The sequence below is a fragment of the Bacteroidota bacterium genome (assembly GCA_034439655.1).
Lineage (GTDB): Bacteria > Bacteroidota > Bacteroidia > UKL13-3 > UKL13-3 > CANJUD01.
This window is the reverse complement of record JAWXAU010000159.1, coordinates 13195-30552: the sequence shown is the minus strand read 5'-3', so window position 1 is coordinate 30552 and position 17358 is coordinate 13195. Positions and strand designations below refer to the sequence as shown.

Annotated in this window: 15 protein-coding genes; 4 read left to right on the top strand and 11 right to left on the bottom strand. The window is 35.7% G+C overall.

The annotated features are described in order from the left end of the window. Both SGJ10_11670 and SGJ10_11665 read left to right on the top strand, forming a co-directional pair. Complete coding sequence (locus tag SGJ10_11670; protein ID MDZ4758777.1) at positions 1-1005, top strand: hypothetical protein; 1005 nt, start codon at positions 1-3, stop codon at positions 1003-1005. Between the two features lie 3 nt (positions 1006-1008). Beyond that, the gene (locus tag SGJ10_11665) at positions 1009-2511 is read left to right on the top strand and encodes an AMP-binding protein (protein MDZ4758776.1); all 1503 of its coding nucleotides are present in this window, start codon (positions 1009-1011) and stop codon (positions 2509-2511) included. On the opposite strand, the gene SGJ10_11660 is transcribed toward SGJ10_11665, so the two are convergent. The 11 genes from SGJ10_11660 to SGJ10_11610 are packed head-to-tail and all read right to left on the bottom strand — an operon-like array spanning position 2512 to position 14091. Continuing rightward, a complete protein-coding gene (locus SGJ10_11660) occupies positions 2512-2787 on the bottom strand; it encodes a hypothetical protein (protein MDZ4758775.1) in 276 nt (91 codons plus the stop codon). A gap of 12 nt (positions 2788-2799) precedes the next feature. Next, the gene (locus SGJ10_11655; protein MDZ4758774.1) at positions 2800-4302 is read right to left on the bottom strand and encodes a hypothetical protein; all 1503 of its coding nucleotides are present in this window, start codon (positions 4300-4302) and stop codon (positions 2800-2802) included. Positions 4303-4332: 30 nt separating this feature from the next. Continuing rightward, positions 4333-6411 carry a cytochrome c biogenesis protein CcdA gene (locus SGJ10_11650; GenBank protein ID MDZ4758773.1) on the bottom strand — a complete coding sequence of 693 codons (2079 nt, stop codon included), beginning with the start codon at positions 6409-6411 and terminating at the stop codon, positions 4333-4335. Positions 6412-6423: 12 nt separating this feature from the next. Next, entirely contained in the window at positions 6424-6906 is a 483-nt protein-coding gene (locus tag SGJ10_11645; GenBank protein MDZ4758772.1) for a protein-disulfide reductase DsbD family protein, read from the bottom strand. After that, positions 6906-8729, bottom strand: a complete 1824-nt coding sequence (locus tag SGJ10_11640) for a PKD domain-containing protein (protein MDZ4758771.1) — start codon at positions 8727-8729, stop codon at positions 6906-6908. The genes SGJ10_11645 and SGJ10_11640 overlap by 1 nt, the downstream gene beginning before the upstream one ends. A 56-nt stretch (positions 8730-8785) precedes the next feature. After that, positions 8786-9904, bottom strand: coding sequence for a glycosyltransferase (locus SGJ10_11635; protein MDZ4758770.1), 1119 nt, complete (start codon positions 9902-9904; stop codon positions 8786-8788). Then, complete coding sequence (locus SGJ10_11630) at positions 9904-10872, bottom strand: lysylphosphatidylglycerol synthase domain-containing protein (protein ID MDZ4758769.1); 969 nt, start codon at positions 10870-10872, stop codon at positions 9904-9906. The genes SGJ10_11635 and SGJ10_11630 overlap by 1 nt, the downstream gene beginning before the upstream one ends. Continuing rightward, entirely contained in the window at positions 10869-11780 is a 912-nt protein-coding gene (gene meaB, locus SGJ10_11625; GenBank protein ID MDZ4758768.1) for a methylmalonyl Co-A mutase-associated GTPase MeaB, read from the bottom strand. Before meaB ends, SGJ10_11630 begins: the two co-directional genes overlap by 4 nt. 50 nt (positions 11781-11830) lie before the next feature. After that, the gene (locus SGJ10_11620; protein ID MDZ4758767.1) at positions 11831-12790 is read right to left on the bottom strand and encodes a hypothetical protein; all 960 of its coding nucleotides are present in this window, start codon (positions 12788-12790) and stop codon (positions 11831-11833) included. Positions 12791-12841: 51 nt separating this feature from the next. Then, a complete protein-coding gene (locus SGJ10_11615; protein MDZ4758766.1) occupies positions 12842-13681 on the bottom strand; it encodes an N-acetylglucosamine kinase in 840 nt (279 codons plus the stop codon). Positions 13682-13722: 41 nt separating this feature from the next. Beyond that, complete coding sequence (locus SGJ10_11610; protein ID MDZ4758765.1) at positions 13723-14091, bottom strand: helix-turn-helix domain-containing protein; 369 nt, start codon at positions 14089-14091, stop codon at positions 13723-13725. Positions 14092-14216: 125 nt separating this feature from the next. Here SGJ10_11610 and SGJ10_11605 point away from each other — a divergent pair, with 125 nt between their 5' ends. Both SGJ10_11605 and SGJ10_11600 read left to right on the top strand, forming a co-directional pair. Further along, positions 14217-14786: a YceI family protein gene (locus tag SGJ10_11605; protein MDZ4758764.1), complete on the top strand. Its 570-nt coding sequence runs from the start codon at positions 14217-14219 to the stop codon at positions 14784-14786. 191 nt (positions 14787-14977) lie between these two features. Next, positions 14978-17356 carry a 7TM diverse intracellular signaling domain-containing protein gene (locus tag SGJ10_11600; protein ID MDZ4758763.1) on the top strand — a complete coding sequence of 793 codons (2379 nt, stop codon included), beginning with the start codon at positions 14978-14980 and terminating at the stop codon, positions 17354-17356. Positions 17357-17358 lie beyond the last annotated feature (2 nt).

The following is a 17358-nucleotide window of genomic DNA, read 5'->3' as shown; positions in this document are numbered from 1 at the left end:
ATGGAAAAGTATCATACGATTGTGGTAAATGAGCTTCATGCAAAGTATGAGGATTTTATAAATTTCCCTTTTGATTTGTATGGTGATAGGTCGCAGCGTTTTAAAAATCAATTTGCCCTAGCAGGCATAGCAACTTGTTTATTACTAATGGAAGAGGATATGCCTTGCGGACGTTTGGCATTATATGAAAACAAAGATTTATTATATAATAATACATCTGCGATTGCAATAGGTAATTATGAATGCATTGACAAACATGAAGCTGCAAAAACATTATTAAATTCAGCATTTGAAATTGCCAAAGAAAAGGACTATACTTATATTATTGGCCCAATGAATGGAAGCACTTGGAAAGCTTATCGATTTATAGATAGTCAAACAAACCCACTATTTTTTACTGAAAACCTTCATCAACATTATTACTCGCAGCAGTTCGAAGCAAATGGGTTTGGAGCAATTTCACATTACCTATCTCAAGTCGATACCGATTTGGCGTTCGGAAAATACTTATATTTAAAAGAAAGATTTGATCAACAGCAAATAAATATCCGTTCAATTGATATGAACAATTTGGAGAAAGAATTACTACTGTTATATGATTTGTGTAGCGAGGTTTTTGTTCATAATTTTCTGTATACGCCTATCTCATCAAAAGATTTCTTAAACCTGTATTTACTGCTAATGCCAATTCTCAATCCTGATTTGATTATTCTGGCAGAAGACACAGTGACAGGTAAATTAGCAGGATTTATATTTGCAATTCCAGATTTATTTGATGCAAGTAAGCAAAGTATTATAATAAAAACATTGGCTAGGAATCCTGCAAGAAAATATGCTGGAATTACTCAATTGCTTTGTGATATGATTGTGCAATACGCATCCCAAAATCATATTACAAAATTATACCATGCTTTTATGCACGTGCAAAATAAATCCGTGAATGTATCAGCGAAGTTTTCAGGTAATGATTTTAGACACTATACCTTATTTGGTAAAGCACTATAAACAATGAATATCGTTAATCTCTTTCTGGAAGCGGCAGAGCAGTATCCCGACAAAGTCGCACTGATTCATAAGGGAATGGAAATTACCTATGCACAATTAAAAGTAAAAGTATTACAACAAGTAGCATATTTGCAAGAAAAGAATATATTAAAAGGCGATAAAGTCTTGGTCTATATTCCGATGAGCATAGACTTATATATTATGCTACTTGCTATTTTCTATAATGGTTCTGTAGCTGTATTTATTGATGAATGGGCCAACAAAGAGCGTATTAGCCAATGTTGCAGAATGATTGACTGCAAAGGGTTTGCAGGGGGTTGGAAAGCTACGTTGTTTGCATGGTTCAATAAGGATTTGAGAACAATCCCTCTTAAAGTATTTATTACTAAGCAAACTAATATATATAATCATCTACCTGTTGAGATGGAGGAAAACGTTTCTGCATTAATTACGCTTACGAGTGGAAGTACAGGTATACCGAAGGCTGCCAATCGCACACATGGTTTTTTGTTTGAGCAGTTTAATGCACTCGAACATTTAATAGCTGGGAGTGAAAACTTTACAGAATTATGCACCTTGCCTATTGTTACGATGCTTAATTTGGGACATGGAAAAACCACAGTTATACCGAGTTTTAAAACATCTAAACCTAAAACATTTATACCAGAGAATATATATAGCGATATAGAAAGGTACTACATAGAAAGTATTGTAGCATCTCCATATTATACTGCATCTTTAGGGAAATATGGAGTTGAGAACAAATTCCAAAATTATACAGTAAAGCATTTGGTAACTGGTGGTGGGCCTGTATTCCCTGATGTAGCAAAAGATATAGTATATACTTTTCCAGATGCCAAAAATATGATAGTATATGGAAGTACCGAAGCGGAACCTATTAGCCACATTGATGCAAATAAACTTCAATATTACACATTAGAAAATGGTCTGCCTGTCGGTATTCCCGATGCACAAACAGAATTATGTATTATACAATTTTTGCCAGATACTTACCATGAATATAGTGGCAATGAATGGGAAAACATACAATGTTCCGTTGGACAGTTTGGAGAAATTGTTGTAAAAGGGAAACATGTCTTAGAAAATTATTTAGGTTTAGCAAAAGACCAACTCAATAATAAAATTAAAACCAACTCGGGTTTGTGGCATCGTACAGGTGATGCGGGAAGGCTAGGCAATGACGGCGTACTTTATTTACTAGGTCGTTGCAAAGAATCATTTGTATACCATAACACCTACGTATTCCCATTTATTCTTGAATATACTTTAAAAAATATATCAGGAATTAAAGAAGGAACTATTATACAAATCAATAATATTCCAATTATATTTTTTGTGCCTAGTGCTGATTTTGATAAGGCGTTTTTTACTTCTGAATTAAGTAAACTTGGTTTAGGTAATATTGAAACAAGAAAACTTGATTCATTACCCAAAGACCCACGACATCATACAAAAATTGACTACAATAGATTAAAAAACTTGTAGTTATTCGAGTCCATTATGTTTCATCAACCCTTCTTTGGTGGCCATATATCGATAATCGTGCATGTGGTCGGTATCATATATAAAACTACGAATATATTCTTGTTCCTTCTCATCAAACTTCATCGGGCTTACCCATTTTTTGGCAATAAGTGTTTTCAATACATCTCCCGCTATTGCTGGGCTCAAACCAGTTTCTTCTAATATAGTTTGGAAGGGCTCTACAAAATATAGGCAATTGAGCACATCCATTTCTAAGGGGTCTAAGTCTTCGTTCATACTATTATATATTTAAAATCCCAATTCCGTTTTGAGTGCTTTATCCATAAATTGTTGAATATTGCTATTGCCGTTTACTTTTTCAAGGGGCACAGATGTAATGATAAAATCTGTTTTGTTAGTACTGGTTTTTATACGTTTTATCATCACATTCGTACTGTCTGCCTGCTGCCATGTCTTGTTCACACTACCCGATATAATGATGTGTGCATTATATAAATATTCGTAATTGTAATTTTGATTGTTATCTAGTTTATATATAGGTCGGCAAACAAAGGGAGGCGAACTACTTACTAAATTGGGCCAGCCACTACTTACTGGGTCTATATTCGCACTATTGTTAAGTCGGTATGTTTGACCTTGTGGCATATATACGAGTTGACTTGCAGGTGTGAAGTCTAGAAAATTTGCTGTGGTATCAAACGAAGAATTAAAAGCCACACTCATAAGTAATGTTCCGTTATTTGAGAAAAATGTGGGAAGTGTTTTCTTTGCAAAATTGAGAGCGGTATTTGCATCATCGGTGAACCATATAATATGTGGGAAAAGTCCGAATATCAGGGCTTGCGTTTGATTGTCAGGAGCCAGTTCGGTATAATTATTATTTTGAATATCGTTGCTCAATAAAGTATCATAGCTTAATAGATTCATGTTTTTTAATGCTGTTTCATAAAATTGTTGTGAGCTTATTTTGCCGCTACTACTCAGCATTCCATTGACCAATAAAACAGACCCATGTACTTTTTTCACAAATATATTTTGCGATGGTTTATATAATGATTTTGCTCCTACTTTATCAACTGAACGAATATATAATACATTGCTTGCATCTAGCACCATACCTTTAAGTACACTTGCTGACAAAGTCTGATTGCTTCCTTGTAATATATTACAATCACTCGTTATTTGAGTGGGGTTTTTAGCCACTAAAGTCACCTCATTAAAATTAGCAGGCACATTTACAGGCATACTATTCGTATCATTTAAATATAGTTCTATATGGTCTACATCTGCTGCACCATCAGGGTCATTGGTTTGCCAATAATATTTGAGGACAGGGAATGTTTTAATAGGGTTTCGGGTAGAAGAGCCAGCACTACCGGTAGGAATGATAAAATCTATATTGGGTGAAGAGTTTTTTACTGGCACGCCTAGTGATGCACCTACAGGGTCTTCCAAGCCCATATTGTCCACTGCTTTTACTATAAATTTAAAATCAAAAGTATCTTTACCTGGAGGTATTTGTAAATTAAAAACAGAGTCTTGTATTTTGGTAGTTAACCAATTTATACCATCAAACGAATATTTATAGTGAGAAATATATCCATCTGCATCATCGCCCCACCATTGTAGTTGTACTGTGGAAGAAAGCCTGTTATTACCACTACGGGCTATGGTATCGCATACCAAAAATGTACGAGGTGCTTTATTGTTATTTTTAGTACCCTTTATATCCGTGCGGCAAGCTTGCAGCAAGGAGAATACGATAATAATATAGCAGAAATGTTTATTCATAAGGAAGCAATTATAGTGCTGCCACATTAACTATTTCTTAAATTTAGCTTTGTATGCTGCTAAACCTTTATCTAGGAATGTAATATAGATTTGTTCGTCTGAATCATAAGTTGTAGTTTCACTACCTAATAGATTATTACCTTCCGCGTCCGTTATAATATATTGTGGTTGACTTGAGGTTTTGTAATTGGTAATTTGAAAATCACTCAATTGGTCACCCAATGTTCTCTTTACTTCACCATCCCTTTTGCTGGTATACCATTCGTTCTCGGGCAGCTTGTGTCTATCATCAACATATAATGATGCCAATACAAAATTCTCTTTCATACGAGTCAATACTTCAGGTTTTACCCAAACATACTCTTCCATTTTACGACAGTTTGTACAGGCATTACCGGTAAAATCTATGAGCATGGGTTTGCCTACTTTTTTGCTGTATTCACTAGCTTCTTTAAAATCGAAAAAGCCTTTGAGTCCATTTGGCATTTTATGCAAGTTTCCATATTTAACTTTGCTCATGTCAATATCATTTGGATCTGTGCTAGCAGTATTATTTGTTCTACCTGCATTAATATCAAACTCCTGATATTGCAATGGTGGCGTAATGCCCGATAGTAATTTGACTGGTGCACCCCACATGCCTGGTATCATATAAACAGTGAATGATAAAACTATAATAGCCAATAACAAGCGTGGAACTCCGATATGGTTCATATCACTATCGTGCGGTAATTTAATTTTACCCAAAAGATATAATCCCCATAATAAAAATACGACTATCCATATAGCAAAGAATATATCGCGACTTAAGATACCCCAATGATATGTTTGGTCTGGAATTGAAAGGAATTTGAATGCAAAGGCTATTTCAAAAAATCCAAATGAAACCTTCACCGCATTAAGCCATCCACCTGATTTGGGAAGGCTATGTAGCATATTTGGGAATATCGCAAATAATACAAATGGCAAAGCAATAGCTAACGAGAAAAAGAACATTCCCATTACAGGTTTTAATATATGTCCTGTTGACGCCTCTACCAATAAACTTCCCACAAATGGTCCAGTACAAGAGAAAGAAACCAATACCAAAGTGAATGCCATAAAAAACAAGCCTCCTAAAGAATCCTTGCTCGATTTACTGTCCATTTTGTTTACAAATCTGCTCGGTAGTATAATTTCGAACCACCCCAAAAATGAGAACCCAAAAACCATAAATACTAAGAAGAAAAATATATTGGGCAACCAATGTGTGCTGAGCCAATTATTAAACTCAGGCCCTTTGGTTCCCGATATCAATGCCCCAGGAATTGTATATATAACTATTACAAATAGTCCGAATAATAATGCACTACGAATACCTCTGCGTTTTGCTTTTTTCTTTTCCTCTTCATCCTTTGCAGCACTGCGTATAAAGAAAGAAACCGTCATAGGTAACATTGGGAATACACAAGGCGTGAAGATGGCCAAAAATCCAACCGCTAAGGCTTGTAATATGAAACCCAAAAGGTCGTCATCGGGAGTTTTATTGGTGGGTGTTGCAACTTTTATTTCATCAGTTTTATGAATCGTATCAGTTTTCTTTTCTATAATAGTTTGAGAGGCGGTGTCAATATTTTTTGGCGAATCTATAATAATAGTTGTTGTTGCAGCCAATACAGAAATTGGTATATTAAACGAAGATTTTGTTTGTGTACAACTGGCATCAGAACAAGTTTGGCCATCAATTGAACCAGAAATCTTTACTATGTTTTTTGTGATTTTAATTTTTTGTTTGCATTGTAATTTACCTTTAAAGAAGATTCTATCACTACCAAAAAGGTCATCATAATGTTTTTCTGGTTTACCCAATGTAATAAGATTTCCCAGCAAGCTAAACCCATCCATTGTTTTATATTCAGCGAAACAGGGATAAAGTGGGTCGTCGGAAGTATATATAGTTTGGGTTGAAGGCACAGTTCCCGTAAATATAATTGTAGCTTCTTCGCCAATCTTTAATTTAAATGGGCTAATTTCAAAACTCCATTTTATGGGTTGCACTTTTTCTTGAGCAAAACTAGCATTAAATATTAAACTAAATAATAATATATATATATACTTCATTTTTTTCATTTATAATTTCTATTAATATATTTTTAACTCAAAATCTTTTTCTTTTAGTATACATACATTTTCGTCGCATATTTGTGTCATTACTTTAAATTTGATGGTTTTACTAGTTACTTTAAATTTTCGTTTCACCACCATGTGCCCTTTCACCTTGGTAAACTTAGCTTTGAACACTTCTTCATACACTACTTCTTTTTCCCCTTCTATAATATCTTTACCTATAAGTTTATATTTTTTCTTCTTTTCAAAGTTGAGCTGAGTGAGAATGGGACCATCATCTGACGTATTTTCATTCGAATAAGAATGGTATCCTTTGGGAATATCTGTTTGCAGTACCACCCATGCCGTGTCACCTTTTTTTAGTGTACAAGCAGGCATAATCTCTGCTTTCCATAAAAGGTCCACCTCTGCTTTATTATCATATACAAATGAAGAAAAGAAAATAATAACCGCAGAGAGTATTATAGTTTTGAAAGCTGAATGTTTTGATCTTTGCATTATCTATATAAAATTAATTCACCAGTTTTTACTTCACCTTTCTCGGCAGAGATTCGGAAATTCATTCTCCAAATAAAGAGTCCTGCTTCAACTGGCTTGTTTTTAAAAGTACCGTCCCAAACAAATTTTTGATCGAAGGTCTCATATATTTTTTCGCCCCATCTATTATATAAAACAAAATGAAACTCTGGCAAATGGTCGTTGCAAGTAAGGTAAAATGTTTCGTTTTCGATAGGGCCTTGCCTGTTTGGGGTAAATGCATTGGGTACATAAAGTAGTATAATGGGTCTAATTAATATAGTTTGGGAAACAGTGTCTGTGCAACCAAAAGCACTAAAATTAATGAGTGAAACATTATAATACCCTGTATCTAAAAAATTATGAACTACTACAGAATCTGTATCGGTAATTCCATCGCCAAAATCCCATAAACGACGAGCAATATCCTTCCCCCCGTCTACAAAAGTAATTTTGGGATTATCAAAAAATATTTCGTTTGGTGAATAGGAAAAAATTGTTTCCGGTAGCGGTTTTACGGTAATGGTTCTGGAAGATAATTGCGAACAAATTCCCTGTGTAGCGGTAATGGTTACATTATAATCACCCGCTTTTGCATAAGTATGCATGGGGGTTTTGCTAGTACTGGTGTCGCCATCTCCCAAATCCCAAATAAAATTAAGTGTGGAAGAAATATTTTGTGCGGTTCTGATAAAAGTAGGAGTACCAAAACAAACCGTGTCGAATAGTATATCAAATAATGGAGGGGCAAGCACCGTTATCAAAACAGAATTTGTATCACTACAACCGTTTCTACTATAGGTCAATTTGTATCGCGTAGTATTATTTGGTTTTGCAGCCACCACCAATGACGTGGAATCTATGAGACTGCCTCCGGGTTGCCAAATTACGGTGGCACCTCCCACCAAATTAACTGTAGAAACCAATTGCACAATTTCACCGGGACAAATAGTTTGGTTAGCAGTTGCAATAGTTGCCTTTAACACACTATCAACTCCTATATACATAGAAATAGTATCGAAGTATAGACCCAAACTATCAAAAGCGGTTAATAAAACTTTATAGGTGCCTGGTCCGCTAAAAGTATGTGTAATGCTAGTGTCCATTAAGGTAGAGGTATCGGAAGTTCCACTGCTGGGGTCGTCAAAATTCCATAAAATTCCATAAGCCTTCGTACTATAGTTTCGGAAGGTAACAGCGAAATTACCACAGGTAATTTTATTGCGTGTAAACTTGGCAGTAGGCAGATTGCAGGGCTTCACACTGATGGTGATAGAATCGCTTGCAAAACATTTGGTACCAGTATCGGTAACCAATAATTTGTAATTGGTGGTGACCAATGGTGCCGCCTTTGGATTGTGGACTTTGGGGTTGCTCAAATAACTTGTCGGGCTCCAATCATATATAAAAGATGAATTATAAGTAGCCAATAAAAATACCACACTTCCAGGGCAACCCGCTGGTGGTGGCGGACTGATAGAGAACTGCGGGAAATCGAAAAGGTGAACGTCTTTTTGCACGGTATCTTGGTTTCCACTATTGTCGGATACAATGAGCGTAACAGTATATGTTTTGAAAGAATCGAAAGTATAGGTGAGGTTGGTGGATGTTTGAAATGAGCCTTTGATGAACCAAAAGAACTTGTTTGCGTTACTAGATGTATTGGTAAATTTTACTGTTTTGTTCCCGCAAATCGAGTCGGTAAAGCTGAAGTTGGCCACTGGTTGAGCCTTTGCAATGCCCATACACATAACAAACCCTATAATATATAAAGTAGTTTGGGTATGTATTTTGTTCCAGTTCATTAAATTTTAATTAGCAAAAATACGGTATTTTATAAAAAAAAGAAAGAAACATTTGATTAAGCCTTTTGCACACGGCCTTTCCATTCGTACTTAAGGAAATTCGCAGCTATGCCAATATATACCAAATATATAGGATACAGTAGTTCAATTAGGGGCAAATAAATAAATGTTTTTATACTAATTTTGTATCTCAAATATAAGCTTGTGAGGCAAGCATCTACAAGTATTTTATAGATTAAATAGCGTGTAAAAAAATATACAGGATTTTCGGGTAAAAGAAGTGTAGCGTATAGCATGAAATTGGCAATAAAAATCAACCATAAAATTGCCTTGTTTAGAGAATTGTAATTTTTATGTTTAGAAGCCCAACGAATTCTTTGTTGCACCAATTCACTCAATGTGGCCATGGCAGGTGTGTGCACTGCGGCCTCTTTATCGGGCAAGAAATGTATGTCGTTGGGATATTTAGCGGCGATTTTTTTCAGCAGAAACTCATCATCTCCGCTGGGTATTTGCTCATTGCCTGCATAGCCATTCACTTCTTCAAAAACCTTTTTAGGATAAGCCATATTAGCACCATTGCATAGCAAAGGTTTTCTCATATTAATGAGTGCATTGCCAGCCACTATCAAAGAGCCGAACTCTACCACTTGAAAATGGTGTAATAACCGTGAAAGAATGGGATTACCTATATGATATAATATTACTGGTGCCGAAATAAATTTAGCATCAGTGCTGCGGTATAGTTTTTCTATAACACTTATATGGGTTGGATTCAGGATACAATCGGCATCGGTGGTAATAATTAATTCTCCTGTTGCTTGGCTTACTCCATAAGCAATTGCATTTTTTTTACCTCCCGTTTGCTCAATAGAATCGCAGACATTTATATATTTAATTTGCTGTCCGTAGCCCTTTAAAAGGTTCTCAGTATTGTCGTCGGAATAGTCGTTTACAATAATAATTTCATACTTTTCTTTTGGGTATTTTTGGTTGAGCAAACATCCCAAAAGTGTAAGAATGTTGTCCTCTTCATTTCTTGCCGCCACTACTACTGATACTTTTGTGAGCACCTCGTTTGAATGATAAATCACGCCATTTTTTTTGCCACTATATATAATGATAAGTGCAATAAGTAATATGTATAATCCCAAAAATGAAAAAACTAAAATCATTAGTTTTTAATATTGATGCGGGCAATCAAATACAATCCCAATAAAGAGGGAAGTATAATATTGATTATCCAAAGCGTATAGGCTGCTAACAGTATTTCAGTGGGTTGTTGCGTGTATGAGCCAATTACAGCAAGTGCTCCAGCTCCACGGACACCAGCTTCTATAATAGCTACTGTAGGTATGGCAGTATGCAAAAGATATATAACAGATACGCATATAAATGCATGCTCTATTGAAATATTTACCTGAAAAAAGTAGAGTAGTAAAATATATTGTATACAGAATGTAAAATATCGAAGTACGGATAACCACATAATTTTGCTTAAATATGTTGAGTCCGCATTTTTTAAATGGGCAAATTTGTCGTAAAATCTAGGTAAGTATAATCTGAGGCTGATCAAATCAGCAAGTTTGGAAAAATTGTAATATAATAAAAGCAGGCTTGAAATAAGCAGAACGGCAATAAAAAATAACAGAGCAGTGATATAATAATTGGTCAAATGTAAATCAATATTATAGGCTACCATTGCCAAGCAACCAAACATTACTGTTGCAATTAGTTGGGCAAAACTTCCAGCTATTGTGGAGATGGAAGAGGATATTTTATCTGCATGATTTAAATAAAGTATTCTCCCGCCAAATTCACCTACCCTGTTGGGTGTGAAAAACCCAGTAGCAACACCAGCCAGCACGCCTTTTAATGCTTGTACCATGCCAATGTTTTCGAGAGGTTTGATGATATGTTTCCACTTATAACTTTCTACACCCCAATTCACAAAAACTAATACAGCGGCAGGAATCAGAAAATATATAATGTTTGAAACAGTATAATAGTTTATGAAATTTGATTTGAGCAGTTCGTATTCGCTTTTCAAAAAAACCTGTTTATATATAAATGCAAAGCCAATAATAGCTAACAACCATTTACCTATGGTAATCCAAATTCTATATGTTTTGGTTAAAGTCAAAATTTATCTGCAAGGAACAAATATAGGTTAAAATCTTTTTTACTGCTTGCGTTCTGTATATCTTCTGCGAGTTTTTGAAAATCGATATCTACAGTACGTTTTTTTCGAATCAATTGCATCGCCTTCTCCGCCAATACTTTGCTGCGTTTTTCATTATTATGTTCTGTATGTTGATGGGCTATAATACTAAGATATAATTCTTCAATCCCATTTCCATCTGTGGCAATAGTTTTTATTACAGGAATTTGCCATTTGTGCGATGAATTTGCAATAGCAACCATACATATATTTTTATAGAATGATGCCGCACCATCTCTATCTGCTTTGTTCACCACAAAAACATCGGCAATCTCCATCACTCCCGACTTAATTCCCTGCACTTCATCGCCCGCCTCGGGAACCAGCACCAATACTGTAGTATCTGCGAGGCCCGCAATTTCAACTTCGCTCTGTCCTACACCCACCGTCTCTACAATTATATAATCAAAATGTGAACTCTTCAGCACATCAACCACTTCAAATACTTTAGGACTAAGTCCGCCCAAGCTACCCCGTGTGGCCATACTGCGTATATATACATTGGGATGTAAAAAATGCTGCGACATGCGAATCCTGTCGCCCAGCAGCGAACCTTTGGTGAACGGACTTGTAGGGTCGACGGCTATAACAGCTATGCGTTTATTTTGCTCGCCACTACTAATAATATAATCTATAAATGCATTGATGAGTGTGCTTTTGCCGGCACCTGGGGGTCCGGTAAAACCAATAACGGGAACAGTATTGTGATGTGGCAATGCTGATAGTAATTCCCACCATCCCTGGCTTTCATTCTCTACCAAAGTGATAGCACGGGCAATAGATTTGAGATCGCCTTTCTGCAGTCCTTGTATAATATCCTCGTGTTGCAACAGGGTTCAAAATTAAGGCAAACCCTCTTCAATTTGCAGGTAAAATATTTTTACCTTGGTACAGGCTTCGTAGTGTCAGGCTTTACTTCAATTTTTTTCTTGGGCGTAGTAGTATTTGCCGGTGCGGGGGTTGACCCACCTGGAGTTTGAGGAGTAGTTGTTTTACTTGTACCTCTTTGCATCGGGTCTTTTTTGGGAGTCGTTGGTTGTGAATTGGTGCGTGTTTTACCAGTGGGGCTATAGTTTCCATTATTGCTCAAGCTTCCGCAAATTCCCATAATGCATCCGCAAGATTTAAACATAGTGCCTATGCGAATGGTAATTCCAACTTGTGTAAGTAATATATTGGTATTCGATGTTTGCGGATAATAATATACTTGGTTACTGGGTTGCTGTGCTTTTGAAACAGGCAAATAAGTCCCGCTTCCTCCAATAAAATAGGTGGTTTTCGCCTCAATGAAAAAGTTATCATTAATTTTTATAGCTAACCCGAAGCCAAGACCCATTGTTGCTAAATTTGCTTTAAAAGTATCCGTACTTATAGGGTCTATATCTGGAACGGAAGTAACACTCAAAACTTCTCGTGTTTTAAAATTGCGGGCACCTACTAGTACTTCTGCAAATGGCACGATAAAAAAATTGTGGGTGTACGAGCCTCTTGCCAACCCATACCATGCAACAGAAGTATTACTTAACTCTTGGTTTCCTCTCGCACCTACGGGGTTTGATAAATCTATATCAAAAGATTTTTTGCCAAATTGGTTAATTTCCAAACCAAGGCCTAACTGCAATTTGAAACCTTTGTTCCATGGGTCTGTGGAGCCATATTTGTTTAACGCACCGCTCAATAAAAGCATTTGAACTCCTCCTCCTTTTTCATACCCATTGGTTTGAAAGCTAGATTGGGGCAAAGCTGCATGACCCGAAAGATGAAAATATAAAGGTACGCTTTGTGCGTTGGCAAAGCTTATAGCAGCAATTAAGAAAGAGAGTAGAGAATATTTTTTCATAATTTTATTATTATATGATGGTTATTGCACTTATTCAAAATCATGCCAAAACTATTTAAGATGATATAGCACCAAATCGTGGATAGGACTTTGTATTATTTTGCCAGGTTTCATATTAAATTCTTCGGCTTTGTCTATTAAAATATCTTTAAAGATATACCCTATTGAGCCCACACAGTTTAAGGTATGATCAGTATAATTGGGGTAATGGCTTACCAAGTTTTTAAAGAAATCGTGGAAGCTGTCTCTTACTTTGGCCCTAATGTATTCGCTATGTTTGTGCTGTTGTGCAAATTTTGCAAAGCTTGCCAAGAAACGATTGGGTGATGGCTTGTTAAACAATATATCATATATATGCTCATTGTCTAATTTATACGTTTCTCTAAAATCTTCCCACAAGTCTTGCGGCATGAGTTTACGCATATAATCACGTAATAGCTTACGACCTATATGGCAACCGCTGCCTTCATCGCCCAAAATATATCCCAAAGAATCAACATTGAATATTACTTTTTCTCCGTCGTACAAGCAAGTGTTTGCACCGGTCCCAAGTATGGCAGCAAAGCCAGCACTGTCACCCAGCAAAGCTTTGGCAGAAGCCAACAAATCGTGCGACACTATAATACTTGCATCGGGAAAAGCTTGCCGTAATGCTTGTTGAACGATATTGCATTTTTCGGGACTAGAACATCCTGCACCATAAAAGTAGATTTCATTTATTTCGCTGGCTTGCAACTTTTCCAATAAGTTTTCTGAAAGGGAGTTATATATTGCTTCAGCGTCGAAGAAGAATGGGTTATAGCCTGGGGTACTGTAACGCCCAGCCTCACTGCTATCATGTATCAGCACCCAATCTGTTTTTGTTGAACCGCTATCAGCTATCAATTTCATGGTGCAATTATAAAACAGAAAAGGTAGAGTTAAAGTATATATTATTTACCTTTCCCCATTACCCGCTTTCTATGCAGTAAACCCCAGTTGCGTAATTCATCAATTAATTTTTCGAGCGATTTGCCATAAGGGGTCATGGAGTATTCAACTACTACGGGCATCGCATCGTAAACGGTGCGTTTAACCAATTGGTTTATTTCCAAATCACGCAATTCCTTCGATAACATTTTATCCGTGATGCCAGGAATTTCTTTGCTCATTTGAGAAAATCTTTTGTTGCCAAATGAAAGTGCTATAATAATCGGCAGTTTCCATTTGCCACTCAATATATCTAAGGCATCACGAACTGGAAGAATGGCTTTGGTGCATTCCCCATGCGTTTTAACTGGTTTCTGTTGTGCTTGTGCCATGGTAGTTTTTATATAAGCTATCTTAAAGTATAGTGCTATACATTGGTATAGTACTAACTAAAGTATAGCAAAGGTATCTAATTTTGTATTTCCAAAACGAATAAAATTTATAATAAATTAATAGCATGAACACTACAGAAACTCCGATAGCTTTCGGAACAACAACAAAATGGGCTATAGACGCCACACATTCAGAGATTCATTTCAAAGTAAAGCACTTATTGATCTCTACAGTTACAGGACAATTTAATACATTCGCCGCTTCAGTGGATATGGAAGATGATGACCTGAGCACAGCCAAAGTACATTTCACTGCGGAGGTAAAATCAATTTCTACCAATAATGAGCAAAGGGATGGTCATCTGCACTCAGCCGATTTCTTTGATGCAGAAAATCATCCACAAGTTATTTTTGAAGGAAAGCAGATGGAAAAAGTGGACGATGAAAATTATAAAATACAGGGTACCCTTAATATGCGTGGCGTATGTAAGGATGTAGTATTTGATGTAGAATATGGCGGCTCAACTATCGACCTATGGGGCAATACACGCATAGGTTTTTCATTGACAGGAAAAATTAACCGTAAAGATTATGGTGTGAGTTTTAGCATGGTTTCTGAAACTGGTGGAATATTATTGGGTGAAGAAGTGAAAATTATTGCCAATGCGGAATTTGTGAGACAGGTAGAGAATTAAGTTTAGTAGTAGAAAAATAACCAGAATGAGTTGTGGTCAGTGCTTAGTATTGAATGCAACTCATTTTTAGTTCATTGCGTATTGGTATTACATCTTTGTTCACTTATTTTGCCCCCTCTAAAAAATTGGGCTTTATACGAATCTAAAATAATTCAGACTTCGTATAGCTCAATCCACTACTTTCGAACGGTATGATTAAACGTGTTATAATAAAAACCCTAGCAATCTTAATGATATTGGGGTTTCAGCAGTTACAGGCAGTAGCACAATTCATTATAAACTCAAATAGCAGAAATGAGGAAGTGTCACTATATAGCTACGCTAGTATTGCAGATGCGGGAACGCAAAAATTATCTTTCGCAGAAGTAAAAGACAATAACGTTAATTTAGTTTTTAAATCTGTAGCATATCCAAAATCAAATCTTGGATTTACGAATCACCACTACTGGGTAAAATTTGAAATTGTAAACAATACAAATGAACCCACTATATATTATTTAGAAACAGGCAGACCCGTTACCGACGAAGTCGATATATATATACTCGATTCCCAAGGGACGGTAATTTCTCAAAAAGGTGGCGACAATATTCCTTTTGAAGAACGAAGTTTAAAACACCGTAAATCGATTTTTAAGTTGAGTTTGCTGCATGGAGTTAAAACCAGAATATTTATTCATTTCAAAAGTGACGGGGAAGTTATAAACCTGCCATTGCAACTGCATACCTACGAAAGTTTGTTAGCCAGTACCTATATCGACCAGCTAGTTTTTGGTATATTTTATGGCATATTAATGTTAGCTTCTATCATATATATGTTTATGTTTTTTGCTCTCCGAGATATGAGCTTTTTATATTATAGTTTGTACGTAATTTTTATTGCCTTGATGCAATTTTCATTAGATGGTTATTTTTATCAGTATATGATGCCCGATGCTGGCTGGTTCTCGCAGCATTCGGTTATTATCTTTGCTATTATATCAGGCATTTTCTTAGGCAAATACGGGGAAACATTCTTAAAAGTACGAACCTATCGCAGAACCATATATCATATATTTAGAATCTTATACTTACTTCTAGCGGTGTTGCTCGGTGCAATTTTTATATCTCCAAGTGTTCTGGTTTATTCATATCCTATTGCAAATGCTTTAGGCTTGACTGTGCTTGTTTTAATAATCACTTCAGTTATCTCATTATATAAAAACAATATTCCAGTTGACAGATTTTTCAGTATCGGTATATTCTTTTTGGTATCAGGGTTTGTTGTTTTTATTCTCAATAATTTTGGTTTGATTCCCAATTCATATCTAGTAGAAAATAGTCCCAAATTGGGAACAGGAATGGAAATTATATTTTTGTCTTTATCGATGGCAAAGAGGGTACGAATATTAAAAAGTGAAAAAGAAAAAATGCAAGCCATCGCATTACAACGTTCAGAAGAAATGAATGAAGTGAAATCGTTTTTCTTATCAAATATGAGTCATGAATTACGCACACCACTCAATGCTATCATGGGCCTTGCCGATTTAACATTTAGAGAAAGCCGTGACGAAAAAGTAAAAAATAATTGCGAGGTGATTAAACACGCTTCCTATAACTTGCTATCATCGGTAAATGATATTCTCGATTTTTCTAAAATGGAGAAAGGGGAATTAAAGCTTGAGAAAAATAGTTTTGAACCTCTTAGAATATTTGAGCAAATTAAAAATAATGCAGGCGTGGAAGCTTATGAAAAGGGTTTGGATTTTAAATATTCACCTCCTGAAAATATGCCCGCCATCATACAGGGCGATGCTACTCGTTTAGGGCAGATTATCAATAATGTATTAAACAATGCTATTAAATATACCGATAAAGGTTTTGTTAAGTTTGAAGTCGACACCTTAGTAAAAGACACACATAAAGTAAGTATTATTATTACCATCAGCGATTCGGGAATTGGCATTGCAAAAGAAAAAATCAATACAATTTTTGAGCCCTTCACCCAAGAAACTATCAATAACAAACGCAAGTACGGCGGCTTTGGACTGGGCCTATGCATTGTAAAAGCATTGGTCGATTTACATGATGGAAACATAGAATTAAGCAGTATACCCAATAAAGGAACACTGTGCAGAATTATATTGGAATATAAATTACCCGCCATTCAAAATATACAAGCCAAAATATCTTCTTCTAATGATGCTTATGATTTGAAAGGAAAACATATTTTAATTGTTGAGGACAATGCCATTAACAAACTCGTGATAGAAGCAATTACAAAAAAGTGGAAGAATGCGGTGATAAGTTTTGCCGATAATGGATTGGAATGTTTGGAAGTATTAAAAAACAATTCTGTAGATTTAATTCTGATGGATTTACACATGCCCGTAATGGATGGATATGAATCTACCATTGCCATTAGAAATGGAGAAGCCGGTATGCAAAACACAAATATTCCTATTATAGCTATCACAGCCGATGTGATGGAAAGTACCAAACAAAAGGTGATAGAAATTGGGATGAATGATTATATAACGAAGCCTATTGATCAGGAAATAGTATATGATAAAATTTGTAAATTACTTTCTTAGTT

Excerpts from the sequence above, each read along its gene's own strand:
- SGJ10_11655 (MDZ4758774.1), bottom strand. The coding sequence starts at position 4,302 with ATGAATAAACATTTCTGCTATATTATTATCGTATTCTCCTTGCTGCAA.
- SGJ10_11620 (MDZ4758767.1), bottom strand. The coding sequence starts at position 12,790 with ATGAAAAAATATTCTCTACTCTCTTTCTTAATTGCTGCTATAAGCTTT.
- SGJ10_11650 (MDZ4758773.1), bottom strand. The coding sequence starts at position 6,411 with ATGAAAAAAATGAAGTATATATATATATTATTATTTAGTTTAATATTT.
- SGJ10_11670 (MDZ4758777.1), top strand. The coding sequence starts at position 1 with ATGGAAAAGTATCATACGATTGTGGTAAATGAGCTTCATGCAAAGTAT.
- SGJ10_11660 (MDZ4758775.1), bottom strand. The coding sequence starts at position 2,787 with ATGAACGAAGACTTAGACCCCTTAGAAATGGATGTGCTCAATTGCCTA.
- SGJ10_11640 (MDZ4758771.1), bottom strand. The coding sequence starts at position 8,729 with ATGAACTGGAACAAAATACATACCCAAACTACTTTATATATTATAGGG.
- SGJ10_11665 (MDZ4758776.1), top strand. The coding sequence starts at position 1,009 with ATGAATATCGTTAATCTCTTTCTGGAAGCGGCAGAGCAGTATCCCGAC.
- SGJ10_11600 (MDZ4758763.1), top strand. The coding sequence starts at position 14,978 with ATGATTAAACGTGTTATAATAAAAACCCTAGCAATCTTAATGATATTG.
- SGJ10_11615 (MDZ4758766.1), bottom strand. The coding sequence starts at position 13,681 with ATGAAATTGATAGCTGATAGCGGTTCAACAAAAACAGATTGGGTGCTG.
- SGJ10_11610 (MDZ4758765.1), bottom strand. The coding sequence starts at position 14,091 with ATGGCACAAGCACAACAGAAACCAGTTAAAACGCATGGGGAATGCACC.
- SGJ10_11645 (MDZ4758772.1), bottom strand. The coding sequence starts at position 6,906 with ATGCAAAGATCAAAACATTCAGCTTTCAAAACTATAATACTCTCTGCG.
- SGJ10_11635 (MDZ4758770.1), bottom strand. The coding sequence starts at position 9,904 with ATGATTTTAGTTTTTTCATTTTTGGGATTATACATATTACTTATTGCA.
- SGJ10_11605 (MDZ4758764.1), top strand. The coding sequence starts at position 14,217 with ATGAACACTACAGAAACTCCGATAGCTTTCGGAACAACAACAAAATGG.